18 protein-coding genes are annotated in these 24,742 nt (G+C 65.4%); 1 reads left to right on the forward strand and 17 read right to left on the reverse strand.

What is annotated here, in order from left to right:
- Window positions 1-191: 191 nt before the first annotated feature.
- The 17 genes from obgE to AXK11_RS06165 form a co-directional block, all read right to left on the reverse strand.
- Entirely contained in the window at window positions 192-1,187 is a 996-nt protein-coding gene (obgE, locus tag AXK11_RS06085; RefSeq protein WP_068630331.1) for a GTPase ObgE, read from the reverse strand.
- A gap of 524 nt (window positions 1,188-1,711) precedes the next feature.
- Entirely contained in the window at window positions 1,712-3,277 is a 1,566-nt protein-coding gene (locus AXK11_RS06090; RefSeq protein ID WP_082780962.1) for a cell division protein FtsZ, read from the reverse strand.
- A gap of 54 nt (window positions 3,278-3,331) precedes the next feature.
- Window positions 3,332-4,570: a cell division protein FtsA gene (gene ftsA, locus AXK11_RS06095; protein ID WP_068630339.1), complete on the reverse strand. Its 1,239-nt coding sequence runs from the start codon at window positions 4,568-4,570 to the stop codon at window positions 3,332-3,334.
- Window positions 4,560-5,624 (reverse strand): FtsQ-type POTRA domain-containing protein, encoded by a 1,065-nt coding sequence (locus tag AXK11_RS06100; protein ID WP_068630342.1) that lies wholly within the window; start codon window positions 5,622-5,624, stop codon window positions 4,560-4,562. The genes ftsA and AXK11_RS06100 overlap by 11 nt, the downstream gene beginning before the upstream one ends.
- A gap of 92 nt (window positions 5,625-5,716) precedes the next feature.
- Window positions 5,717-6,751 carry a D-alanine--D-alanine ligase family protein gene (locus tag AXK11_RS06105; RefSeq protein ID WP_068630345.1) on the reverse strand — a complete coding sequence of 345 codons (1,035 nt, stop codon included), beginning with the start codon at window positions 6,749-6,751 and terminating at the stop codon, window positions 5,717-5,719.
- A complete protein-coding gene (gene murB / locus AXK11_RS06110) occupies window positions 6,748-9,327 on the reverse strand; it encodes a UDP-N-acetylmuramate dehydrogenase (protein WP_068630347.1) in 2,580 nt (859 codons plus the stop codon). The genes AXK11_RS06105 and murB overlap by 4 nt, the downstream gene beginning before the upstream one ends.
- Window positions 9,324-10,634 (reverse strand): UDP-N-acetylglucosamine--N-acetylmuramyl-(pentapeptide) pyrophosphoryl-undecaprenol N-acetylglucosamine transferase, encoded by a 1,311-nt coding sequence (locus tag AXK11_RS06115; protein WP_068630350.1) that lies wholly within the window; start codon window positions 10,632-10,634, stop codon window positions 9,324-9,326. The genes murB and AXK11_RS06115 overlap by 4 nt, the downstream gene beginning before the upstream one ends.
- Window positions 10,634-11,899 carry an FtsW/RodA/SpoVE family cell cycle protein gene (locus tag AXK11_RS06120; RefSeq protein WP_068630357.1) on the reverse strand — a complete coding sequence of 422 codons (1,266 nt, stop codon included), beginning with the start codon at window positions 11,897-11,899 and terminating at the stop codon, window positions 10,634-10,636. Before AXK11_RS06120 ends, AXK11_RS06115 begins: the two co-directional genes overlap by 1 nt.
- 82 nt (window positions 11,900-11,981) lie before the next feature.
- Window positions 11,982-13,013, reverse strand: coding sequence for a LysM peptidoglycan-binding domain-containing protein (locus tag AXK11_RS06125; protein WP_068630359.1), 1,032 nt, complete (start codon window positions 13,011-13,013; stop codon window positions 11,982-11,984).
- A gap of 32 nt (window positions 13,014-13,045) precedes the next feature.
- Window positions 13,046-14,389 carry a UDP-N-acetylmuramoyl-L-alanine--D-glutamate ligase gene (murD, locus tag AXK11_RS06130; protein WP_068630360.1) on the reverse strand — a complete coding sequence of 448 codons (1,344 nt, stop codon included), beginning with the start codon at window positions 14,387-14,389 and terminating at the stop codon, window positions 13,046-13,048.
- Window positions 14,390-14,451: 62 nt separating this feature from the next.
- The gene (gene mraY, locus AXK11_RS06135; RefSeq protein WP_068630361.1) at window positions 14,452-15,564 is read right to left on the reverse strand and encodes a phospho-N-acetylmuramoyl-pentapeptide-transferase; all 1,113 of its coding nucleotides are present in this window, start codon (window positions 15,562-15,564) and stop codon (window positions 14,452-14,454) included.
- Window positions 15,557-17,116, reverse strand: a complete 1,560-nt coding sequence (locus AXK11_RS06140; RefSeq protein WP_068630362.1) for a UDP-N-acetylmuramoyl-tripeptide--D-alanyl-D-alanine ligase — start codon at window positions 17,114-17,116, stop codon at window positions 15,557-15,559. The genes mraY and AXK11_RS06140 overlap by 8 nt, the downstream gene beginning before the upstream one ends.
- The gene (locus AXK11_RS06145) at window positions 17,103-18,605 is read right to left on the reverse strand and encodes a UDP-N-acetylmuramoyl-L-alanyl-D-glutamate--2,6-diaminopimelate ligase (protein ID WP_068630384.1); all 1,503 of its coding nucleotides are present in this window, start codon (window positions 18,603-18,605) and stop codon (window positions 17,103-17,105) included. Before AXK11_RS06145 ends, AXK11_RS06140 begins: the two co-directional genes overlap by 14 nt.
- A 187-nt stretch (window positions 18,606-18,792) precedes the next feature.
- Complete coding sequence (locus AXK11_RS06150; protein WP_068630364.1) at window positions 18,793-20,706, reverse strand: peptidoglycan D,D-transpeptidase FtsI family protein; 1,914 nt, start codon at window positions 20,704-20,706, stop codon at window positions 18,793-18,795.
- Window positions 20,707-20,708: 2 nt separating this feature from the next.
- Entirely contained in the window at window positions 20,709-21,137 is a 429-nt protein-coding gene (locus AXK11_RS06155; protein ID WP_068630365.1) for a hypothetical protein, read from the reverse strand.
- Window positions 21,138-21,259: 122 nt separating this feature from the next.
- Window positions 21,260-22,360, reverse strand: a complete 1,101-nt coding sequence (rsmH, locus tag AXK11_RS06160) for a 16S rRNA (cytosine(1402)-N(4))-methyltransferase RsmH (protein ID WP_082780963.1) — start codon at window positions 22,358-22,360, stop codon at window positions 21,260-21,262.
- 15 nt (window positions 22,361-22,375) lie between these two features.
- A complete protein-coding gene (locus AXK11_RS06165; protein ID WP_068630366.1) occupies window positions 22,376-22,828 on the reverse strand; it encodes a division/cell wall cluster transcriptional repressor MraZ in 453 nt (150 codons plus the stop codon).
- Window positions 22,829-23,675: 847 nt separating this feature from the next.
- Here AXK11_RS06165 and AXK11_RS09475 point away from each other — a divergent pair.
- Window positions 23,676-24,701, forward strand: a complete 1,026-nt coding sequence (locus AXK11_RS09475; protein WP_082780964.1) for a glycosyltransferase — start codon at window positions 23,676-23,678, stop codon at window positions 24,699-24,701.
- Window positions 24,702-24,742: the final 41 nt, after the last annotated feature.

Raw genomic sequence — 24,742 nt, forward strand, 5'->3', positions numbered from 1 at the left:
GAGGAGAAAATTAAAAAAACAGCGGCAAGTTTAGAGCGGTAAAGCATAGTACGCCCTTACCACAGCCCAAACAGAACCTGATAAATCCGAACTTGCTTACTACGACTACACCGCCGCTACAGGAATGTACGCCACGGGGATATACGGATGAGTAAGCAGTGCGGCAGATTTCGCCCCCCGCCTCTACCGACCTACTCCACTCGTTTCAGGAGTTCGGTTTTCAGGCGGTCCAGGCCCTTTCCTTCTAAGCAGGAGATTTCCAGAATCTCGGCTTTGTGGCGGCGTTTGAATTTTGGGAGCCAGGCTTTGGCTTCGGGCAGGTCCATCTTGTTGGCGGCCACGAGGCGGGGTTTTTCCAGCAGCACAGGATCGTAGAGCTCCAGCTCGCGGAGAAGCTGCGCATAGTCGTCGCGCGGGTCGCGCGCATCCGTCCCCGCCATATCGATGAGGAACAGGAGCAGCGAGCAGCGCTCGATGTGCCGCAGGAAACGGTGGCCGAGGCCGCGGTTTTCGCTCGCGCCCGCGATCAGCCCGGGCACGTCGGCCAAAAACAGGCGGCGGTCGCCCTGCACTTCGTCGGGATACTCAATGACGCCGATTTGCGGATGCAGCGTGGTAAAGGGATAGGCACCCGTGCGCGGGCGCGCCGCAGTGATCGCGTTGGTCAGCGAAGACTTTCCCGCGTTGGGGAAGCCCACGAGGCCGACATCGGCGATTGATTTGAGGACGAGCCGGTAAACTCCCGCCTCACCGGGCTGCCCGGGGTTGGCGTGCTTGGGCGCGCGGTTCACCGAGGTTTTGAAGTGGGTGTTCCCCCAGCCACCTTTGCCGCCTTGGCAAAGGACGATCCGCTGGCCGTCCTCCAGCACTTCGGCCACGACTTTGCCCGTACTCTCGTCGATGACGACCGTCCCCAGCGGGAGCCGCAGCACACAGGGTTTGCCATCGCGGCCATGCCGGTCGGAGCCCATACCGTGCTCGCCAATCTCGGCGCGCCAGTGCGGCTTATATTTGTAGTCGATCAGGTTGTTGGTGTCGTCGTCGCCGAGCAGCACGATGTCTCCCCCGCGACCACCGTCGCCCCCATTGGGGCCGCCCCAAGGCTCAAACTTCTCGCGCCGAAAGCTCACGCAGCCGCGCCCGCCCTCACCCGCCGCCACTTTGACTACGCACTCGTCGATAAACATCCACCGAGACAATCCAGAGCCGCAGATGCTTTCCCACCCCAAAATGAGGCGCGAGGCAGCAATCCACATCCCTTCGCAGTTTACGCCAGCAGCATACTGACGAGGGCCTCGTCAGATGAAAGAGTCGAAGACTCCACTGCGCGTGGGGCGGTGGCGGGTCGCCACTTCCATTGAATTTGCGATTTTCCCCGTGCGCTGCGCGCCCGAACAAAATCGCAAATTTAACGGACCTACCCCTGTTGCTTCGCAACAGGGCATGAGGCATCTAATGCAGATGGAGCGCTTACCCGTTTGGGCGAGTTTTTAGGTTAACGGGTAAATCCTGTTTGAGTCTGTAACCCCGATCGGAGATCGGGGCATTCCCAACTGTACGGTTTGAGTGTCGGGCGTTCCGCCCGGCACTCAAACCGTACAGTAAATGGGTGCGGGCACTGCCTGCCGCCCCACGCGCAGTGCGGTCGTTGACCGTTTTATGGGCCGCAGCGTCGTTGCCGCTGCGTGCGAGCGTGCAGGGCTTCGGCCGCCTACACAGTGATCTTGATGCCTTTGCGGCGGTAGGTGGGGACGTCGAGGTCCTGGCCTTCAAAGAGGTTGTTATCGGTGTCCTGGAAGTAGCCGCGCTCGGTGCTTTCGCTGAAGCCAAACTCGTCTTGTGCGGTGGTCGCGGACGCGGCGGCGGCGCGAGCGGAGCTCTTCCCGAATCCATGTATCGCCGAGGGGAACACTCCCGCGCTCCCGGCCTTTGACAAAGGCGAAAAGGGATCTGCGGGCGGCGGGGGCGCGGGCTTTCGGCGCGCATCCGTGCTTTCTGCGCCCGACTGGAACTGCGTGGGCGCAACAGTCGCGGCAGCCGCCTCCGCTGCGTGGGTTTCCCCGCTCCTGGCCGCTGCGGTGCGCCCTGCCCCTCCCGCTCCTTCCGTTCCGCCTGCTGCCGTCGCGCGGCCCGCGCGCCCTTCACCAAATCGGCGGCGCGAGGCGTGGCCGATGTCGCTGGTTCCAATGAAGCAGAGCTCCACGCGCTCGCCCATCGATTCATCAATCGTTGCGCCGACGATGAGCTCTGCGGCGCGGCCAAACCGTTCGCCCAGTGCTTGCACGACGGTGTTGACGAGCGAGAGACTCAAGGCGTCGCGGCCACCCGTGAATACCACGAGTAGCCGGTCGGCGCGGCGCGCGCCCTCGGGCATATGCAGGAGCGGGCACAGCGGCAGACTGGCGAGCAGCGCCTGCGCAGCGCCTGCCGTCCCCTCCCGCCCCTCGCCTCCCACCGCGCTCGTCGCCTCTGCCCCTCCCGCCAGCCCGAAGACGGTCTTGCTGCCGCGGTACTCGAAGGCGCGCTGGAGCGCGGCGAAGTCCAGGTTGATGAGGCCCGTATTGTGGAGGAGGCCCCAGATCGCGCGCACCGCGCGGGCGATCCAGGCATCGGCCTGCTCAAACGCGGCGAGCGCGCTGGCGCCCTCCGCGCTTTCCTGAAGCAGCAGGTCATTGGGCAGCACGATCACTGCGTCGCACACGCGGCGCAGCGCAACGAGCGCAGCATCGGCCTGCTTCACGCGGCGCCCGCCCTCGAAGCTGAAAGGCAGCACCGCAAAGCCGATCACGAGCCCACCCGCCTTGGCGGCCTCTGCCGCGACCATGGGCGCCGCCGCGCTGCCCGTACCGCCGCCCAAGCCTGTCACAACAAAAACGAGATCGGCCCCGCCGCCCACCGCTGCAATTTTCTCGCGGCTCGCCTCGGCAGCCTGGCGGCCAAGCTCGGCGTCACCGCCTGCGCTGAGGCCGCGCCGCTGCTTCTCGCCCAAAAGGCATTTCTCGGCGACTGATGAATCGGCCAGCTTTTGCGCATCACAATCCACCACGGCGAGCGGCAGGCCCGCCAAGGCTTCGGCACTCAGCCGCGTGGCGATGTTTACGCCCGCGCCGCCCACGCCGACGAGCTTGAGCAAAACAGGTGGCAGCTCGGACAGCGACGAGGACGCGCTCGCAGCCGCGCGCGCTGGATCAGGCGCGGAACCGGCCGGCTCCACGCGGGCCTCGGGGTTTGCAGCGTCGTCTGGGAATGGTGGCTGGCGGGTCGTTTCAAAATCCATAGCGGGCGAGAGGGCGAGAAGGCGGGAGCAGCAAGGAACGGTGCCGGGTTCGCGTTAGTGGCGGGAGGGGCGGGCAAAAAGTCGGCGCAGGAAGCCCGGGCGTTGACTGCGCTCGGCGGCTTCGCGCGCGCGCTGTTTCTCGATGCCCAGTTGGAGCAGGCCCAGCGCCGTGTGAAAGCCGGGATCCTGGAGCGGCTCGGGAAAACCGTCCGACACCTGACCGATGTGCACGGGCGTATTAAATACCGCCGCAGCCGCCTCGGCGATTGCGGGCAGCTTACTCGTCCCGCCGGTCAGGACGACGCCCGCCGCGCAAGTCTCCGGTGAGAACGCCGTGCCGAGCTTGTGCTTCACCACCTCGAAAATCTCGCGCACCCGCGCTTCCAGGATTTTCTCAATCGAGAGCAGCGGGAGCTGCCGGTCGCCAATCGCGAGGTCGCCATCGAGCCACACTTTTTGCGCCTTGTCGCGGCACTGCACGATGGCGCGCCCGTGGCGCAGTTTTACGCGGTCGCCCTGACCGGTGGAGAGCCGCAGCCCGATCGTCAGGTCGTTACTCAAGTGCCCGCCCCCCACCGCCACCGCACCCGCCACGTAGGGCAGCCCGTCGCGGTAGAGCGCGTAGTCGCTCGTGCCGCCGCCGATATCGATCACGAGGACGCCGTGCTCGCGCTCCGCCTGCGAAGTCACCACGCGGCCCGAGGCCAGCCCGCTGAGCACCATCTCGGCGACCTCGATCTGCGAGTTGGAGATCATGTGGTAGGAGTCGGAGATGCGCGACTCGTCGCCATGCACCATCCAGTAGCCGACCTCCAGGCGTCGTCCGCAGAGGTGCTCGGGCGAGCTCTTGATCAGGCGCCCATCGAGCCGAAACGGATGCCGCAAGCGCTCCAGCAACATCCTCCCCTCGGGCAGCTCCTTGGCCTTGGCGAGGCGGCGCACTTCGGCGATATCCTCCGCGCTCACCATGTTATCCGCCGCGGACACGATCCGCGCGCCCTCGTTGTAAAAGCCATCGAGGTGGCCGCCGGTCTGTGCGAGGAAGACCTTGTCGATCTGCTCCACGGGCACACCGCTGCTGCCACCGGTCGCGCGCTTCGCGTTTTCCAGCGCCTGCTGCGTGCACTGGGTGACCGCCGGATAGTCGATGACGCAGCCCTTGCGCACGCCCTGCGATTGGCACTCGCCCCAGCCTTTGATCGTGAAACCGTAGCCCGTGTATTCGGCGACGATGGCGGCGACTTTTGAGGAGCCGATCTCTACGGCGGCGAGGGTAACGGGATCAGAACTCACGAGCGGCGGGACGTGTTGGGTGAAAGAAGTTGGGCGTGGGCGAAGATCGCACAGGCGGATACGCGGGCACCGCAATGCTAGATGTGCCACTGCGGCCCGGCCCCTCAATGCGCGCGCCGTGCGAGTCGGCGCCCTCGCGGAAAGTCACGGGCACCTGGATCCGGCCATCGACCATCCGGCCAATCGCGAGGTTGATCTCGCTGATCGCGCCCGGGCTCGCCTGCACCGAGTCGAGCAGGAGGTCGAGCTGGGCGATCTGCCGCAAAAAGCCCGCCGACTCGCGCGCGTTAAAAATGATCCGGTCAATCGAGTCGGTCTTCACCTCGATCTCGGCGTCGCTCTCCAATCGCGCGAGCGAGACCACGCGCCAGGTTTTGTAGAGGGCCGGGGCCTCGTTGCGCGCCGTCGCCAGCAGCTCCGCCACGAGCGCCATGCCAAAAATCGGTTCGAAGCCTGCACCGCCCTCCCGCCCTTCGCGCGTCTCCCCCCCCGCCGCGCGACGACGCAGCTTCACCCCGCCCAGCCAAGGCAGCTCGCCGAGCAGCTGCGCATCGTAGCCGCTGCCCGCGTAGACCACGCCATCGCGGGCGACGAGCTGGGGGCGCGGCGGGCCGCCCGCGCTCGCTCGCACATTGATCCGTGCCACCGGAGCACGCTCCGAGAGGCTCACCTCCAGCGTCGTGGGAAATTTCCGCGTCAGGCTCACGGTGATCACTTGCCGATCTGCCAGCAAGCGCTCGCGCAGGGCGGCGAGATCCAGGTCGAGCAAGGTCGCCTCGGGCGGCAGTGCGAGCCGCCGCACGATCCATGCCTGGTCGAGCACCCCATTCGTGCGCAGCACGACTTCGCTGATCGGCTCGGCATTGCTCGCGCGCGACAATTGCAACTCCCCCTCCGCCATCATCCGCGCCACGGCGTAAGCACCGACGAAGAGTGCGGCCAGACCACAAGCCAGCCCCACCCAGCCCAGCCGCCGCAACCACAGCCGCCGCCGCACCGCACGCGGCATCGCCCGCGGCTTTACGTTTTGCGGGATGTCGCGCCAAGTCCGCATCCGCGGCGGGGCTGGGGTAGACTTAGATTTTTTCACCACACAAAAAACGGTTTTAAAGGAAGCTGAATAAAAGGCGAAGGTGCGACTGAAACTCAGGCTGGCCGCGCGAAAGGCGGAGGGCTTGGCGCCGGATCGGCTGGCGCACGACTCACCGAAGTCGCCGCCTCGAAACGCCGCAGCGCCGGGGACACCAGCTCGCGAACCAATGCCGAAAACTCAAGCCCCACGCAGCGCGCACTCATCGGCAGCAGGCTGGTTTCCCTCATACCCGGCAGCGTGTTGATTTCCAGCAAATAGAGGCGGCCCGAAGCAGTGAGGATGAAGTCCACCCGCGCGTAATCGCGGCAGCCGCAAGCCTCGTAAACGCGCTGCGCGGCGGCCCTCACCTGCTCGCCCGTCTGCGCGTCGAGAGGCGCCGGCGCGCGATACTCCGTGCGGCCCGCCGTGTACTTGCTCTCGTAATCGTAGACGCCCGACTTCGGGCAAATCTCCACGATCCCCATCGGGCCGCGCTTTTCCAAAATGCCGACCGAGAGTTCTCGGCCCACCAAGCGCTCTTCGATCAGCCAGGCGCTCCTCAAACCCAACTCGACGTCAAGTTCGGGGGAAACGAGAGAGGAAGAGGGATGGGAAAGCTCGGCGAGCGCGGCGGCGAGCTGCGCCTCTCCCGAAATCATGCGCAGGCCCACACTGCTGCCCTCGGCATTCGGCTTGAGGACGAGCTCGGGCCCGAGCTCGGCGACGACCTGTGCCGCGTCGGGAACGCCGCTGGTCGAAAACCAAACCTCTCGCGCCCCTGCTACGCCGACCTCAGCCGCAACCGCCTTTGTGCGGTGCTTATCCATCGCCAGTGCGCTGGCCTCCCACCCACAGCCCGCGTAGTGAATCCCCTCCGAGTCGAGCAAGTATTGCATGCCGCCGTCTTCACCAAAATCCCCATGCAACGTCGAAAACACGACCTCGCGCTGCGGATCGATCCCGCGCGGCAAATCCTCTTCGCACACCTCGACCAAGCGCGTGGGAAAATGCCGCGCGAGTGCCAGCGCACAGGCGCGGCCCGAAGCGAGCGACACCTCGCGCTCGGCGGAAACCCCGCCTGCCAAAACCACAATCGTTGGCGCGCTCATCCGCAGCCTCCTTCCCTTTCCGGAGCGGCGAGCGGCGGGTTTTCGGGTGCTCTTATCCCTGCGCCCTGCCAGTCGAAAGTCTCTTCGAGCACCGCCGCCCAGTCCTTGCCGAAGAGCCGTGCCTCGGGCTCCAGCAGGACGCCATGCACGGCCTGCACGCGCGCACGTACCTGCCGGACGAGCTCCAGCACCTCGGCCGCCGTGGCGTGAGCTTTGTTGACGATGAAGTTCGCATGCACCGTCGAGACCTCGGCCCCGCCCACCCGCAGCCCCTTGAGCCCCGCTGCATCGATCAGGCGGCCCGCCGAGTCGCCCTCGGGGTTTTTAAAAATGCAGCCCGCGCTGGGCTCGCGCGGCTGCGACTCCACCCGCTTTTTCCTGTACACGTCGATCTGGCGGCTAACTGATTCCGCATCGACCGGCACGCCGGAGCGCAGCAGCGCACCAGTCGCAATCGCGCCCGCCGCCAGCTCTGCGCAGTGCCGATAGCCCACGTGCAGCTCGCTCGCCCTCCGCCGGACGAGCTCGCCCGCCAAAGTCACAAACTCGACCTCCTCGACCGCATCGAAAATCCAGGCCCCCATCGCCCCCGCATTCATCCGCAAGGCCCCGCCCACCGAGCCCGGAATCCCCTCCAAAAACTCAAAGCCCGGGAGCCCAGCCTTCGCCGCCAGCCCGCACAGATTTTTCAGGCGCAGGCCCGCGCCGACCCTCACGAGCGTTTTTGCCGCGGGCGAACTTTTGAGGAAATCCGCAAGCGCAGGTGCAGACCAGGGAGCCCCCGCCTCCGCGTCTACCGCATCCGCCGTGCACAACTCAAACGTCGCCCAGCCTGGATGGCCCAGCGAAATGACGAGCCCCTCTACGCCCTCGTCCGGAATGATCAAATTTGAGCCGCGCCCAATCGGGAAAACTCGCACACCGCGCGCGTGCGCCAGGCGCACCAGGGCTTGCAGCTCCGCCACGCTTTGCGGCTCCGCGTAGAGCCGCGCCGCGCCGCCGACGAGCATCGTAGACTTGCGCGCCAAGGGCTCCTCGCGCGTGAGCTTCGTCTCGGGCGAGAGCCGCGCGCGCGCCTCTGCCGCCAGTGTATCCCACCAGCACGTGCGCCACTGCGCCGCCCACTCCCGCCCCTTGCGATCCACATCGCCCGCGCCGACGAAGGCGAGAAAATCGCCCGATGCGCAGGCCGCCGCATCCAGCGCGGCGAAGAGCGCCGCATCATCCGCGCAGTAGTGCACGGCAGGGCCTGCGCCAAACTCGCCGAGCAGCTCGGCACTCGTCGCCCCCGCGCTCGGGGCTTCGCCTGCGCCGTAGACATCCAGCAAAAAAACCTCATCGGCAATCGAGAGCGCCGCCGCCAGCTCGCGCTTGAACTGCGCGGTGCGGCTGTAGCGGTGCGGCTGGAAGACCACAAACAAACGCGCGGAGCGGGGGGGACTGTTGGGCGGCGCTACGCTACGGCGCAGCACGTTGCGCAATACGCCGAGCAGGACGCGGATCTCCGTCGGATGGTGAGCGTAGTCCTCGATCATCCCCACGCCCCCCAAGTCGCTAATCAGCGACTGCCGGCGGCGCACTCCGGAAAAATCCGCCAAAAGCAGCGGGCTCAACTCCGCGCCCATGAGCTGCGCTGCGGCCAGCGCAGCGGTCGCATTGAACGCGTTAAACGCGCCAATAGCGCGCAGCACGGCCTGCGAAATCGCAAACTGGCCGCCGAGCACCAATTGCTGCATCTGCGCTCCTCCCGCCTTGCTGCCCGCCTCCTGCTCGTTCCATTCCTCAAGTGAAAAATCGGCCGCGTGACCGGTGCGACTCTGGCCAAAAGTGAAAACCCGCGCGGATGCCTTTGCCGCCAGTTCGCGCGAGAGCGCACAGCGCGCATTGATCAGCACCGCCCGCTTCGTCCGCTGAAACAGTGCGCCAAAAGCCGCGTGAAGCTCAGCCTCGCTGCGGTACTGGTCGACGTGATCCCAGTCGAGGTTGAGGCATACGGTGATCTCGGGCGCGAAGTGCGTGATCGTGCCGTCGCTCTCGTCTATCTCCGCCACGATCCAGTCGCCCGCAGCGGCCAGGGGAAAGCTCCGCTGCGCGGGCAGGCCGCCCAGCACGTAGCCCGCGCCGAAGTTTGCGCGGCGCAGCGCGGCAGCGAGCATCGCCGTCGTCGTCGTCTTCCCGTGCGAACCGCAAACGGCCACGAGCCGTTTGTCCCGCACCACCTCGGCGAGGAGCTCGCCGCGCCGCACGCAGGGCAGGCCACGGGCCGCAGCACTCACGCGCGCCGCGTGTTTTTCGGAAATCGCCGACGAATAGACGAGCAGCTCGCAGTCATCGGGCAGCGGACCGAGCGTCACGCCCGCCTCAAGCAGGCGCTCGCGCAGCTCGGGCGGCGCCTTGTCCAGCGCATCGTCCTCGCCACTCACGAGCCAGCCGCAGCGCGCCAGATAAACGGCCAGCGGCCCGAGCCCCATCCCGGCCACGCCCACCGCGTGGATTCGCCGCACGGGCTCGCCAAACAAAAGCGGGAGCGCGCGGCGCAGCGACGCCTCGTTGTTATTATGCGCTGAGCCCGTCATTGCGCAGAGCCCGCGCGGGGCGGCGGAGTTAAAGCCGGTGTGGCAAATCGCGCGCTCACCGAACCGGCGGACTTCGCAGCCGCCGACTCGGCACTGAGCCGTTCCAGATCATCCAGGATGAAATCTGCGGCGTGGGAGCGATCCATCCGCCGCAGGTTGCTGCGCAGTTGGTTGAGCAGCCAATCGTTAAAAATCGTATCGAGCACCTCGCGCTTCAGGCGGGAGAAGTCTCCCTGCTCCACGACCACGCCCCCGCCCTGCCGCTCAAAGAAACTCGCGTTGGCGCGCTGGTGATCGTCCGCCGCATGCGGATAAGGAACGAGAATCGCGGGCGTGCCGCAGCGGATCAGCTCGGCAATCGTGCCCGCTCCCGCGCGCGAAACGACAAGGTCAGCCGCCGAAAGGAGCGTCGCCACATCATCGCAAAACGGGACGAAAATCGCGCGGATCGTTTCGGACGGCGCATTTGGCGTCTCGCGAGCGGGGGTGGGAGCGGGAGCCGGGGCCGCGTTTGGCGCAGCCGCCGTGGACTCGGCAGGCGGGCCCACAGGTGCATCACTCGCCATCCCCTCAGGGGCGGGCTTCGCCGCGCGCAGCGGCAGTTCGCGGACTTGAGCCTCGCCCTTTCCCGGGCCGCTCACGCAGTAGAGCTGCACGCCCTCGGCAGCGAGCGCGGCCAAATGCTCGTGCGCCCAATCGTTGAGCGGGCCCGCGCCCTGGCTGCCGCCGAAAACCGCGAGCACGCGCCGCTTGGGGTTCAGCCCCAGCCGCTCGCAAGCCGCACTGCGCGGATGATCGACGATCTCGCGGCGCACGGGCAGCCCCACATGCCGGATGCGCGGCGCACGAACCGCGGGCAGGCGCACGCCCTCCGGCAGGTAAACTCGCGTGGCGAGCCGACCGAGCGTGCGCACGGCGAGGCCGGGCACGCGATTGGCCTCGTGCAGCGCGACCGGGATGCCGAGCAGCCGCGCGGCCAGCGTCACTCCCGCCGAGGTGAAACCGCCGAAGCCCACGACCACTGCGGGCCGTTCACGAAGGAGCAGTTTCAGGCAGAAGAGCAGCCCCTTGAGCTGCGAGACCGCGCAGCGAAAAAACCGCAGTGGGCGCCACGAAAAGCCCAGCCCGGGCACGGCCAGAAAGTGCAGGTGCGGGTACTTCCCGCTCAGCCGCGAGTCGATTTTCTTCTGGCTGATCAGCAGCGTGATTCGCGTGCGGGAATCGCGCGCCTGCACGGCCTCGGCCAGCGCGATCCCGGGCGCGAGGTGGCCGCCCGTACCGCCGCAGGAAATCACGATCCCGTCCATCACAGCGGCTCCTCCCCCTGCGCAGGGCTGAGCGCCACACTGCGCGGCATGCCCAGGCCGCCACGGCGACTGCGCTGCCCCGCGAGTGCCGCGCGCGGCCAGGCGCGCTGCGTGTTGATCATCACGCCGACGAGCAGTGCCATGAGCAGCAGGTTGGAGAGCCCCGCACTGATAAAGGGCAACGACATCCCCTTGGTGGGGAAAAGCCCCGTCACCACGCCCAGGTTGATGATCGCTTGCAGGCAGATCAGCAGCAGGCAGCCCGCGACGAGCAGGAACTGAAAGAGATTTGGCGCGCGGCGCAGGTGCATCAGTCCAGCGATGAAGATCACCGCATAGATAGTCACAATCCCCATCGTCGCCCAAAGCCCCAGCTCCTCGGCCACCACCGCGAGGATGAAGTCCGTATGCGCCTCCGGCAGGTAGTGCAGTTGCTGGCGGCCTTGGCCGAGGCCTACGCCCTCGACACCGCCCGCCGCGAAAGCCGCCAGCGCCTGGTAGAGCTGGTAAGTGCCCTCCTGTTTGTTGGCCTCCACATCGAGAAACGAAACCAGGCGGTAGAGCCGGTTGGGATTGTTGATCACCAAGAGCGCGAAGGCCGCGAGGACGGCCCCGCCCGTCGTCAAGATGTAGCGCCACTTCGCCCCCGCCAGAAACAGCAGCAGCAGCCCCACCGCGACCACGAGAGCCGAGGTACCGTAGTCGGGCTCCAGCACGATCAGCCCCGCCGGGATGAGCACGATCACAATCGGGATCAGGAAGCCGCGTTTAAACTCGCCGATCCGCACTTGGTTGATCGCCAGATAATGCGCGAGACAGAAGACGAGGCCGAACTTCGCAAACTCCGAGACCTGGAGTCGCAGGCTCCCCACCCCCAGCCAACGGCGGCTGCCGTTGACCTCGATCCCCAGCCCCGGGATCAGTACGAGCACCAGCAGCACCGCGAGCCCGACCGCCAGCACCCACACATGGCGGCGCAGCCAATCGAGGTTGATCCGGCTCGTCACCAAGCACACGCCCACTGCGAGGGCCACGCCGATGCATTGCTTGCCGAGGTAGTAGTACGGCCCGCGCGCGAAACCCACGCTCGCGCTAAATAAAATCGTGAGCCCGAGGATCGTGAGCGCTACCGCGCAGACCACGATCAGCGCGGCGGGATTCAGGCTCGGGCTGTGCGGGCGGCTCGCGGGACGCCGCGCGCCGCGCGGCGATTGCGCGGCGGCATCAAGGGCATCGATAATATCCTTTGAGTGCGCACGGGGCATTTCGGGTGAACGAACGGGAATGCGAGCGAAAGGGCGGGAGGCGGGAGGGAAGGAAAAAAGGAGGGCCCGAGTCGGCTAAACACTAGTCCTCGATATCGATCACCGGCGCGTCGTCGGGCGCGCTCGTCGCACCAAAGCCCTCGTCGAGCGGGCGATCGATCGGTGGCGCCTCAACTGGAGTCGCGCCCTCCCCATCAATCGACAGCGCGGGGGTGGACTCGATCTGCGACGCGCTCGGCGTGGTGGCCGGCGGAGCCTTGGCCGCAGTCGGCGCAGTCGCCGTCGGGCGCGGCGCGGCAACCGTAGTCGAAACGCGGCCACCCGGGATTACGAGGGATTGGCCCTGCCGGATCTTCGCCGGATCGCTGATGTTGTTGGCCAGCGCGATGTCGCCCACGCGCACCTTGTAGCGGCGGGCGATGCCGCCGAGCGTCTCGCCCGCACGCACTACGTGAGTGAGGCTAGTGCGCGCTTCTGCGGGCGCGCTGCTTTTCGCAGCGGCGGGGCTCGCAGTGCCCGTTGTGGGCGCGGCGGTTTTGGCGGGAGCCGATGTCGCCGCAGTAGCAGCGGCATTGGACTTGCTGGGGATGACGAGCTTGCGGCCGACCTGGAGCGCCGCGCCCGGGGCCAGCTTGTTGGCTGCGGCGAGCTCGGAAACCGTCAGGTTATTGCGCCGGGCGATCAGCCAAAGGCTGTCGCCGCGCACGACGGTGTAAGTCGAGACCGGCGTCACATCCTCAACAGGCGCAGCACTGAGAGCCACGCCGACGGGCGAGCGAGGGCGCGTCGGGCGCGCACGGCCCGGGGCGTCCACAGGCGCATCCACAGGGCCCTGAGTGTCACTCGCAAAAAGCGGCACCGCGCCCGCAGCATCCGCCCCGCCGCCGAAGGCATTGACCTGCGTCGAAGCGGGATCGCCCGCGGCGGTGGCACCGCCATCGGCCACGATGTAGGGCACGGAGACGACCGGCGCATCGGCGCCCCCCGCGGCGGTGGCATCATACGGGCCACGGTTCGGGCTTCGCGTCGAGTTGCAGCCCGGGTTGGCAAAAATCAAAACCAGTGCGGCGCCGTGCAGCCCGACGACGATGCCGAATATTTTCAGGAGTTTCATAGGAGTGGCGGGTGTCGATGGTGTGCTCAATTTCAGATGGAAAAGTGTGGGACCTGGTGCGGGTTGGCGGCAAGGGCACGGACCGCAGCTTCAAAGGCCTCGCCGCGCTCTTGGTAATTTCTAAAACTATCGAAGCTGGCAAACCCTGGGCTCAGCAAAATCGCCGAAGCAGGGGGGGCGGCGCGGCTGGCCGCCCAGACGGCCTCCTCCAGCGAGTCGCAGCTTTCGTAGCTGAGCCCCTGCGCGGCGCACAGCGGCGCAAGCAGCGGTGCCGTCTCACCGATCAAAAATGCGTGGCGCACACGCGCGGCGATCCGCCCCACGAAGCCCGCGAGGTCGCCGCCCTTGGCGCGGCCACCGAGGATCAGGTAGACGGGCGTCTGCGCGCGGGCGAAGTACGCGAGCGCCTGCTCCACGGCGTGAAAGTTCGTCGCCTTCGAGTCGTTCCAGTAGCTGACGCCCGAGACCGTCGCCACGGGTGAGAGCCGGTGCGGCCCGACGGAGAAACTCTGCGCGGCCTGGTACAGCAGCTCGGGGCTGCGGTCCGAGCGCCACCACCACGAAAGCGCGAGACGGAAGTTGTCTTGCTGCGGCGGGCCTTCGCAAAACGTGCCCTTGAGTTGCTCGCTAAAAAAGGGGCTCTCGCAGCGCATCGTCGCGTAAGGGGGCACAGCCTGCTCGAACTGGCGGGCGGCGCGGGCCACACAGGCCCCGATAAAAACGGAGTCGGCCGGGACGGCGGCGAGCAGCCGCGCCTTGGCGCCAAAGTACTGCTCCAGGCTGCCGTGCCGGTCGAGGTGGTCTTCCGCAAAATTCGTCCACAACAGGGAGTCCGCGCGGAAGTGCTGGAGTGATTCGGCCTGGAAGGAGCTGACTTCGCAGATCACGATTTGCGGGCGCTCATCCTTGCCCGCGGCGCTCTCGACGACGAGCTGCGCAAGCGGCTTGCCGATATTGCCCGCAGCGTGCGCGCACTCTCCGTTCTCCCGCAGCGCGTGGGTGAGGAATTCGGTGAGCGTCGTTTTCCCGTTTGTGCCCGTCACCGCGACGAGCTCGTGGCGGACGCTCCTGGCCTCCATGAGGCCGCGCCAAAAGAGCGCCGAAAAATCGAGCTCGCCCATGCACCACAGCCCGCGCTCGCGAGCGAGTACGAGCCACCGGTGATCGGTCACGAAACCCGGGGAGAAAACAACGAGGCTGTGTTCGGCGCACTGCGCCTCGCCAAACTCGGGGCCGCTCACCTCGTCGTAGAGGCGGCCCTCGGCGCCGACTTTTTCGAGAAGCGCCTGCACGGCGCGCCCGCTTACGCCCGCACCGAAGACGGCAACGGGCTTTTCGAGGGCGAATTCGAGAATGAATGGGACGCGAAGCTTCATGACAGGGATTGAGGCGAGCGCTTGATCGGGTGTGAAATCGGGTGAAGGGAGCGCGCGCCAGATCAGCGGAGTTTCAAGGTCGCCAGGCCGACGAGCGCAAAGCCCAGCGAGAGCACCCAGAAGCGGAGCACAACCTTAGACTCCGGCCAGCCGAGTTTTTGAAAATGGTGATGGATCGGCGACATCAGGAAGAGCCGCTGCCCTACCCCGCTGCGCACGCGCGTGTACTTGAACCAGCCGACCTGCATGATGACCGAGAGCGCCTCCATGACGAAGACTCCGCCCACGATGATGAGCGTCACCGGCTGGTGAACCATGAAGGCCATGACGCCGATCAAGCCGCCCAGCGCGAGCGAGCCCGTGTCGCCCATGAACACCTCGGCAGGGTGCGAGTTGTACCAGAGGAAAGCCATGCAGCCGCCGATCAACGCCGAGCAAAGTACCGCCAGCTCGCCCACCCCGGGCACGTGGCTGATCAGCAGGTAGTCGCTGATCCGCACATTACCCGCCGCGTAGGCCATGATCGCAAAGACGAGCGCGACCGTGATCGTGCAGCCGACCGCCAGCCCATCGAGCCCGTCGGTCAGGTTGATCGCATTGCTGAAGCCCACAATCCACAGGTAGATGAGGACAAGCATCAGCCACCACGGCATGTGCGCGACGACGGCGGTTTTGAAAAACGGCACCCACAGCTCGCGCACCTTGGCCGCGCTGAGCGGGTGGCACAGCAGCAAGCCGATGGCCGCGAGCGTGACCAGCGACTGCCACAGCAGTTTCTCGCGCGAGGAGATCCCATCCCGATTGCGGCGGACGACCTTCAGGTAATCGTCGCGAAAGCCCGCCACCGTCAGCGCCGCGTAAACAAACAGCGAGACGAGCACCCACACATTGGGCGTGGCCCACAGCAGCGCGCTGGTAAACACCGACAGGAAAATGATGAGCCCGCCCATCGTCGGCGTGTTCTTCTTGTCAAAGCGCGCTGCGATATCGCCCGTGCGATCATCGTCGTAGTGCTGGCCGACTTTTAGCGCGCGAAACTTTGAGATAAACCAGGGCGCGATCACAAAGCCGATCAGCAGCGCCGTAGCCGCCGCGAGAAAACCGCGCACCGTGATGTAGCGCAGCAAACGCAGCGGGCCAAAGTAGCTCTCATATTCAGCGAGGTAACTAAGCATCTTTAAGTGTGGTCTTGGGCGGCTGCACAGGGCGCGCAACGCCACCGGTGGCGACAGCAGTAAAATGTGCCGATGCGGCCGGCGAGGGCTCGGCACTAAGTAAAGTTTCCAAACGATAGCGGCGACTCGCCTTCAGGAAAATCGCGCCGCGCCAGCGAGCCACCGCCCCGCGCACTGGCTCAAAATCGCGGGCGACCTCAATCTGGTCCGGCGCCACGCGCCGCGTATCAACCACTCCCTGACGCAGCGCCTCGGCCTCCTCGCCGATGGCGAAAACGCGATCCTGCGGGCGCAATTCGCGGCTCAAGCTGCGGCCCAACGCGCGGTGATGCATCGCCGCCTCTGCGCCGAGCTCCTCCATCCCGCCGAGTACGAAAAGCCGCGGCAGCTCGGTAGGAGCCTGCGCGCAAAATGCTTCGAGCGCATCGGCCATCGAGGCCGGGTTCGCGTTGTAGCAATCGAGGTAAATCTCGCGGCCCGGCTCACGCCGCCACTCGCCGCGCAGCGAAGCAGGCGTCCAGTTCCTCAAGGGCCCCAAGCGAATCGCTTCGCTGTCAACGCCAAGGTGCAGCGCCGCCCGAATCGCCAGAGCTGCGTTATTCGCCATGCCTTTCGAGGTCTTCGGCATCGGGAATGGAACAGGCCCGTTCGTCGGGTCGGATTGATCGGCGAGCAGCAGCTCCATTTTGCCTTCGATCCCGTTCCCGAGGGCATGTTGCACAGTCGTAAAATTTCCTTCGCGGCCCAAACGCGTAACCATTCCAGGCGATTGCTCCGCACAAAGGCACGGCACGCGGAGGGCGGCAAAGGCGGCGTACTTCCGCAGCTCGGCGGGGAAAATCGCCAGGCCGTTTTCGCGCACCTGTGCGGCGAGGATCGCCTTCTCGCGAGCGACGCCCTCGACATCGCCAAGCTCTTCGAGGTGCGCCGCCGCGACCGCCGTGATGATCGCGACATCGGGCCCGATCATCTCGGCCAGTACGGCCATTTCCCCCGGCTCGCTGATGCCTGCCTCAACCACGGCGAAACGGTGCTGCGCGGGGTCGATCCGCGTAAGCGTGAGCGGCACGCCGAGGTGGTTGTTCAGATTCCCCTCCGTCGCCAAAACCCGGGCCGCCCCGCCCGCAGTCCCTCCCGCCGCGCCGAGCAGCGCAGCCAGCAAGTTCTTGGTCGAGGTCTTGCCCACGCTGCCGGTGACCCCGATCACGCGCCCGCCCGCAGCCTGAAATTTCGCGCGCTGCGCCTGCGCGATTTTCTGAAACGCGCGCAGCGTATCGCCGCCCTCGCCTCCCTGCTCTCCCTCCCCCACCACGAGTTGCGGCAGCGCGAGTGAGCTGTCCGCGCGCGACACGAGAGCCGCCGCTGCGCCCGCCTCAGCCGCGGCGGCGAGGAAATCATGCCCATCGCGCTTTTCCGTCTTCAGCGCGACAAACACCTGCCCGCGCCGGAGCTGCCGCGTATCAATCGCAAAACCGCACAGGCCCGCGCCCGGGCGGCGCGTCCACCGGCCCCCGCTCCACTTCGCCAGCTCGTCTGGGTCAAACTGCGTCATCCTTCAGGCGTTTGATGGCGATTAGTTCACGCACGGTCTGGCGGTCGTCGAAGGGGATGACCGTGTCGGCAAACTCCTGGTAACTCTCGTGGCCCTTGCCCGCGACGAGCAGGCAGTCGCCCGCCTTGCAGGCATCGAGCGCGAGGCTGATCGCGCGGCGGCGATCCTCGATCCAGGTGATCCGCGACCCGTCACTGACGCCGCTCTCCATGTCCTTGAAAATCTGCGCGAGCGGCTCGCCGCGCGGGTTGTCCGCCGTGGCGAAGGCGAAGTCCGCGTAGCGCTGCACCGCCGCAGTCATCAGCGCGCGCTTGGCGCGGTCGCGCTGGCCCCCGCAGCCGAAGACCACCATGAGCCGCCCGGGGGTGATCGCGCGAAGCATCCCCAGCGCGTTGCTCAGCGCATCGTCGGTGTGCGCGTAATCGACGAGCACGCTGTACGGCTGCCCCACGTCGATCTGCTCCATGCGGCCCGGCACGCCCTTGAAGTCGGCGAGCCGCGCGAGGCACTCGCGCAAGTCGCGCCCCGTGCTCCACGCCACAGCCGCAGCCGCCAGCAGGTTGCTCACATTGTAGCGGCCGATGAGCGGCGAGCTGAGCTCAAGCTCGCCCTCCGGCCACAGGAGCCGCAGCCGCGTGTCTTTAAAATTAAGCTCCACTGCCTCGGCGCGGATCTGCGCGGCGGCGCTCTCCCCGTAAGTCACGAGGCGCACGCCCTCGGGCAGCATCGCGGCCAGCCGCGCGCCATAAGGGTCGTCAATATTGATGACGGCGATTTTTGGCGCGGCCCCCGTCTCGCCCGTGAAGAGGCGCGCCTTTACCTGAAAATACTCCTCCAGCCCTGAATGATAATCGAGGTGGTCGCGCGTCAGGTTGGTAAAGACCGCGACCTCAAACCCGAGGCCAAGCACGCGGTACTGGTCGATCCCGTGCGAGCTGACCTCCATCGCCACTTGCTTGCAGCCCGCGCCGCGCATCTGCGCCATCATCCCGTAAATATCGAGTGACTCGGGCGTCGTGCGAAAGCTCGGCACCGTGCGCGCGCCCAGGTCGTAGCGGATCGTGCCAAACAGGCCGACCGGCTGCTCCGGCGTGCCGAGCAAGTGCTTCACCAAATGCGTGACGGTCGTTTTCCCGTTCGTCCCCGTGACGCCGATGACCGACAGCGCACGGTCGGGAAACTGGTAGTAGCGCTGCGCCGCCCGCGCGAGCACGACGCGCGGCTCGGCCACCTGGACAAAGGTCAACTTGCTGGGGACGAGCGCGGGCAGCTTCTGCGCCACGATGGCGACTGCGCCGCGCGAAATCGCCTCGTCGATAAACTGCGCGCCATCGCTGCGCCGCCCGGGCAGCGCAAAAAACACGGAGCCCGGCACCACGCGGCGGCTATCCATCACCAGCCCCGAGATCGGGCAATCGAGCGAGCCTTTGTGCGCCTGGATTTCGGCGGGGGTGATAAAGTCGGAGAGTTTGGGAACAGGTTTGGTCATACGATTTCGGACGAGGCTGACGCCGCCACTGCACACGCGCGAACGCCTCGCCTGGAGGCCGCGCTTGGGCGCAGTGCGAAGCGTCGTGGGCCGAGGCACAGCGCTGTGAGTGGAGGGGTAGTATTCAGTGAGGTAGCCGATCACGGGAAAAAAGGCGGGAGGGAAGCGGATGGGGAGGAGGAGGCGCTCAGTGTGTAAAAAACGGGGCACTCACGCGTGCCGTTTGCGGGCTCGGGGAGGCTGCGGTCGCCGCGAGCGAATCGGCGGACGAGGTGACCGAAAAACTTGGCGCCAGGGCGGCACCATCCGGCGGCGGCTTGATGTCGAGGTACTGGACGAGCTGCTCGCCAATCCGCTTGAACGAAGGCGCAGCCACGATCCGCCCGTAAGCGCTGCGCCCGTTGGGCAGCCGTGCGTTATCGACGATCACCGAGATCACGACCTCGGGCCGGCTCGCGGGGAAGAAGCCCACGAAGGAGCCGACGTGCGCCCGATTTGAGTAGCGGCCATTGACGAGCTTTTGCGCGGTGCCGGTCTTGCCCGCGACATCGTAGCCGGGGATCGCCGCCTCGCGCGCCGTGCCTCCCGCTACGGTGACGCCGCCGAGCATGCGCGCCATCTCGCGCGCGGTGGCCGGGCTGATCACGCGGCGGCGCACCGCCCTGTCGAAGCTGTAAACGATCTCGCCCGACGCATCGCGCACCTGGCGGATGATCTGCGGGCGCAGCAGCTCGCCACCGCTGGCGATCACGCCCATCGCGTAGTGCACTTGCAGCGGCGTCGCTGAAACACTGTAGCCCGCCGGAATGCGCGTGATGTCGATCCCGCTCCACTTTTTCACCGGGTTGAGCTGCCCCGGGATTTCGCCGCCAAAGGGGAAGCCCGATTTTTCGCCAAAGCCGAAAGCGCGCGCGTAGTCGTAGAGCCGCTGCTCGCCCAGGAGCATGCCCAGATACGCCGCACCGACATTGCTGGAGCGGCTGATGATCTCGGCCACGCTGAGTGGCGCCGCATGCCGATGGGTGTCGGGCATCGGCCGCAGCATCCGCCCGCGGTACTCGATGGTATCCACCGAGCAGTCGAAGCGCGTCGTGGGCCGCACCAGCCCTTCGTTTAGCGCGGCGGCAGCGGGCACGATCTTGAAGGTCGAGCCCGGGTCGATCTGGTCGGTGATCGCGAAGTTGCGCTGCACATCGAGCGGGGCTTGCGCGTAGCCGTTTAGGTCGAAGCTCGGGTAGTTGCCCATCGCGAGGATGAAGCCCGTGCGCGCTTCGCTCACGATGATCGTCGCCTTATCGGGGTGCAGCTCGCGGGCGATCCGCTCCAGCTCCTCCTCGACCATGTGCTGGACGATGATGTCGGTGGAGAGGACGACGCTGTAGCCATTCGTCGGCTGCACTTCGCGTGTGCGAAACTGTGCCAGCTCGCGCCGCCAGCCGTCGCGCTCGCCCTCGCGCCAGCCGTCCTGGCCGCGCAGGTAAAAATCGGCATAGGCCTCGACGCCTGCTGCGGGCACACCCGCCTTGTTCACGTAGCCGACGAGGTGCGAGGCCAGCGCATTGTGCGGATACACGCGGCGGAAGACGCGGTTGCCGTACACGCCCTTGATGCCGAGCTCGCGGATTTTTTCGTAAGTCGCCTCGTCGAGATCCTCGCGCAGCTTTGCCCAGCGGATCGGGCGCGATTCACGCTCCGCGCCGAGGGCCACTGCGGTGGCAGTGCGCGAGTCGCTCGCCGCCGTTTGTACGCGGCGGGTCTTGGTCGTAAGCACACGCTCCAGCTCCGCGTAGGGCAGCCCGAGCAAGGCGGCGAGCTGCGGCCACTTCTCGCGGTCGCTCTCGCGCAGTACCTGCGGATCGACGCCCAGCGTGTAGACCGAGTGGTTGGTCGCCAGCAGGTGCTGATGCGCATCGTAGATATTCCCGCGCCGCGCCGGATCGACGATGACCTGGCGGCGCACCTGCTCAATGTAGCCGAGGAGTCTCCCGCGGTCGATCACGTGCAGAAACACCAGCCGCGTGCCGATCCCGCCGAGGCACGCGAAGACCACCGCCGCGAGCAGGACGACCCGATAGTTGGAGGCAAAACCGCGACGTGCCATCGTCAGTTACCGCGCCGCACGGACGCGCCTTTGAAGGATACGGTGGTGGCCTGCGGACGGGCCAGCTCGGGGAAGTCCTCGCCGAGATCGCCGAAAAGCTCGCGGTTATGCTTGGCCGCGAGATACGGGACGGGCACCTCGTCGAGCGTCGCCGTCTTTTGCGGATCGGGCGGCACCAGGCCCAGCTTCCACTGCGCGTTGAGCAGCTTGAGCATGGCAGGGTCTTGCGCGCGCTCGACATCGGCGCGGGTCGAGTTGATCAGCCGCTCGGTCTCGGTGAGCCGGGCTTGCAACAGCTTGGTGCGGTTGGCCGTCATCGAAATCTGGTGGCGCATCCACACCGTCCCCATCCCGATCGAGCCAGCGAGGCAGATCATGACCAGGGTGGTAATCAGGAGCGGGTGAGCAAAAGCGTGGGTGTTGTTTTTCATGGCAGGAGGCGGTGAAGCGATTCGGACGGAGAGGCGGTGGACAGATGGACGAGGCAGGAGGTGAGCGGAGCGGCGCGGATGGAACGTGGAACGGAGGGCGGGAGGTGGCGGGAGGGCGGGTTTTAATCTTTGCGGATCGCGCGCAGCTTCGCGCTGCGGCTGCGCGGGTTGGCGGCGAGCTCGGGCTCGCCCGGGGTGATCGGCCTGCGCGTGAGTGGCTGGGCAGAGCGCGGGCGCAGGTCCTGGGGGCGAGAGTCACGGGCACTCTCGGGTTGGCCGCAGAGGCGGCGGAAAAAGCGCTTCACCGGACGATCCTCCAGCGAGTGAAAGCTGATCACCGCGAGCACGCCGCCCGGCGCCAGCGCCTCAAACGCGACGGGCAGCGCGCGCTCAAGCGCGCCGAGCTCGTCGTTCACCGCGATGCGGATCCCCTGGAAACTGCGCGTCGCCGGATGCAGCGTCATCGTGTAACGGCGGCGCGCGGGGATGGCCGCCGCGATTGCGTCGGCGAGCGATTGCGTGCGGGCGAGAATGCCCGTGCCGCGCGCTGCCAGCAGCGCCGCGACGACGCGCCGCCAGCAAGGCTCTTCGCCATAATCGCGAATCGCGCGCACAAGCTCCGCCTCGCTCGCAGTCTCCAGCCACTGCGCTGCCGGGACACCGCGGCGCGGATCCATCCGCATGTCTGCGGGCGCATCGTGCCGGAACGAAAAACCACGCTCGGCCTCATCGAGTTGAAACGACGAAAGCCCCAAATCGAAAAGGATGCCGCAAAACGCACCGCGGCTGCGCGGACCACCGGAGCGAGAGGCCGCCGCTTCTTCGGAAAAGAGCCGCCCCGCCCACCCCGTTTCGCGCAGTGCAGCGAGCTCGCCAAAGTCGGAGTCGATCAGCGCAAAGCGTTCGCCAAACTCGGTGCGCAACGCCTCCGCCCGAGCGTGGGCAGCGGGATCGCGGTCGAGCGCGACCAGGCGGCTACCGGCGAAGCTTTCCAGAATCGCGCGCGAATGCCCGCCCCCACCAAAGGTGCAGTCGAGAAACTGCAAGGAGGGCGCGTGCGCCCCCGGCCCACCGAGCTTGCCCGCGCTGCTGGCAGTTTCGCCGCCGCGCACTTCGTGTTGAGCCAGCAGCGACAAAACCTCGCGCAGAAGGACGGGCGCGTGGCCCTGCTGCTGCGGTTCCCGCGCCGAATATTCCGTAGACTGTGTTGACGCGTGTGACATGACGGCAAACGCGCGCTAGAGGCCCAATCGGCGCATGATGTCGCCGAAGTTTTCGCCCGAGGTTCGCGCCTCCACGCGCTCCCAACGCTCGGGGGTGTAGATATTAAACTTCGTCAAGCTGCCGACCAGGACGGCGTCCTTGGTAATGGCGGCATGCTCGAGCAGCGCGGCGCCGAGGCTGATGCGGCCCGACTTGTCGAACCACAGCGACTGCGTTTGCGCGAAAAAGCGCGCCACAAAATCCTGCCCCGCCCCATCGCTGAGCGCCATGCCCGCGATTTTGTCATACAGCTTTTGCACCTCCGCCGGAGGCAACACCGCGATGTAACCCTCCGGATGCGGCGTCGCTAAAAACAGATCGTCCGCTCCGTGCGCAAAACGCCAAGCCGACGGAATCGTGAGCCGATTCTTGTCGTCCAGCGCGTGCCTGAAAAGGCCCGTATAATGCGGCGCGTGAGTTACTGACATGGAGAGAAATGAGGCTTAGCGCCCCAGAATGCCCCATTTCAACCCCTTATCCCCCACCAAGGTCAAGTACGGAGGCCATAAAGTCCCAGTTACTTATCCACAAGTTATGCGCATGATCTGAGAAAAACTACTCCCCGCCCTGCTTCCCACTTCCCCTCCGCCTCCCATACAGCCCCCAAAAATGCCACTCCTCCCGCCCCTCAGAGCAGCAACAGCCGAAGCCAATCTCCAAACCCGACAGGGCCAAATCTGGGGCGTACAGATACAAGAAACCGCACCACGGTTCAGCGCGCGTAGGATCAGCGCGCGTGCCAGTTTTATTACGTCAGCCTCGGCCTTGTACCGCCAGCTACAGACACCAAAGGGAAGGCTCTGGAAGGGGCCAAGCCTGTGGAGCTCAACCCGCGCGTACCGGGCCGTCCGGCTTCACTGCCTAACCTGCTTCACAGTGCGTGAAGGCAAAGCCCTACCGGTTGGGAGATACCCTCCTCAATTACACTGCACGTACCACCATCGGTGCTGATGCCGAAGGGAAGCGCTACCTTATCAGGTGATGACACTGGGCCACTGGCGAACAGCAATAGCCGCGGCAGTAACATTTTCTTGATAATCGACGACAAACAAAGCGCAGCGCGGAGCTTTCCCCACAACTTCTATTAACCTCTCTTTATGTGATTTTTCCGGGTCACCTTAGCACGTAGTAGATACGTCTCTGTTCATATCAGTAAATGGAGGCCCAAAGAGGCAGCCGCCCCACCCCATTTCTCCGATAACCAAGCCAACTTTATTGACTTGAATTAGTTAAACAGTGCAGTCTTATTCAATTAGATAAACCTCAAATTACCCCATGGCATTAGTTCGGATTTTCCTCCTCACCTGTCGTAGACCTACCTTACTGCCACGAGCACTCGACTCGTTGCGGAAGCAAACGTTTACAGACTGGGTCTGTGAATTGCACAACGATGCCCCGGAAGACGACTCCCCGAAAAGGCTCCTGGATAAGATTAACGACCCACGAATCAGCCTTCACCAGCACAGCGAATCATGGGGAGCAGTAAAGTCCTTTCGGCATGCATTTCATGGAGGCGAAGAGGCATTCTCCAGCTTTCTTGAAGATGATAACTGGTGGGAACCCGAGTTTCTAGAGTCTGCCTTAAAAACACTTCAATCTAACCCGGACGCCAATCTTGTTTGGGCGAATCTCCATATCTGGCGCGAAAACCCTGATCATTCGTGGTGCCCTACTGGACGCACAATCTGGAAACAGTCTTCAGAAGATGATGACTCCCCTCGGGTCTTTCGTTCATTTCAGCCCATTCAATGCTTTGATGCATTACACTCCAACGGAGCTACTTTATTCCGAAGCAATATTTCGCGGGCAGCACCCATTCCGGAAGACACTCCTCTAGCGATTATTGAATGCGTCAGGGAGCGACTTCTCCCAGGAAATTTAATCCTCCTGCCCAAGCCACTCGGCTACTTTGCAGTTACACTAAACACTGCACGTCCCACTGATCGTGAATCATGGCTTCGCTCTCAGCTTTTGTGTGCGGCTTCGTATCAACTAACCATTCGTCCTGGGAAAGAAGAACTTGCGACTACGTGGGCCACCTTGCGTGAGCAACATCCACCAGGAACGAACTTACTGTTTCATGTCGCTCTCGCCGGTGTACGCCCTTGGGCGCTCTTGCGCCATGCAAAAGGGATCGACTGGATTCGATTCCTGCGCGGTTTCCTTTTTCGCCCCCTCACCTCGATACGCGGCCTGCGTTTCAGAACGAAACACCCCAAAACTTGGGAAGCATTACTATCGCCCCCACCTCGGGCAAAAGAAACCTCCCTCTCGCAATACCTTTACAAGAAAGTTCTCTAGGTCAGGGTGGCCCATCCGCATAGAGCAGCGCCCCCCAAAAA

The sequence above is a fragment of the Cephaloticoccus primus genome (genome assembly GCF_001580015.1).
Classification (GTDB): Bacteria; Verrucomicrobiota; Verrucomicrobiia; order Opitutales; family Opitutaceae; genus Cephaloticoccus; species Cephaloticoccus primus.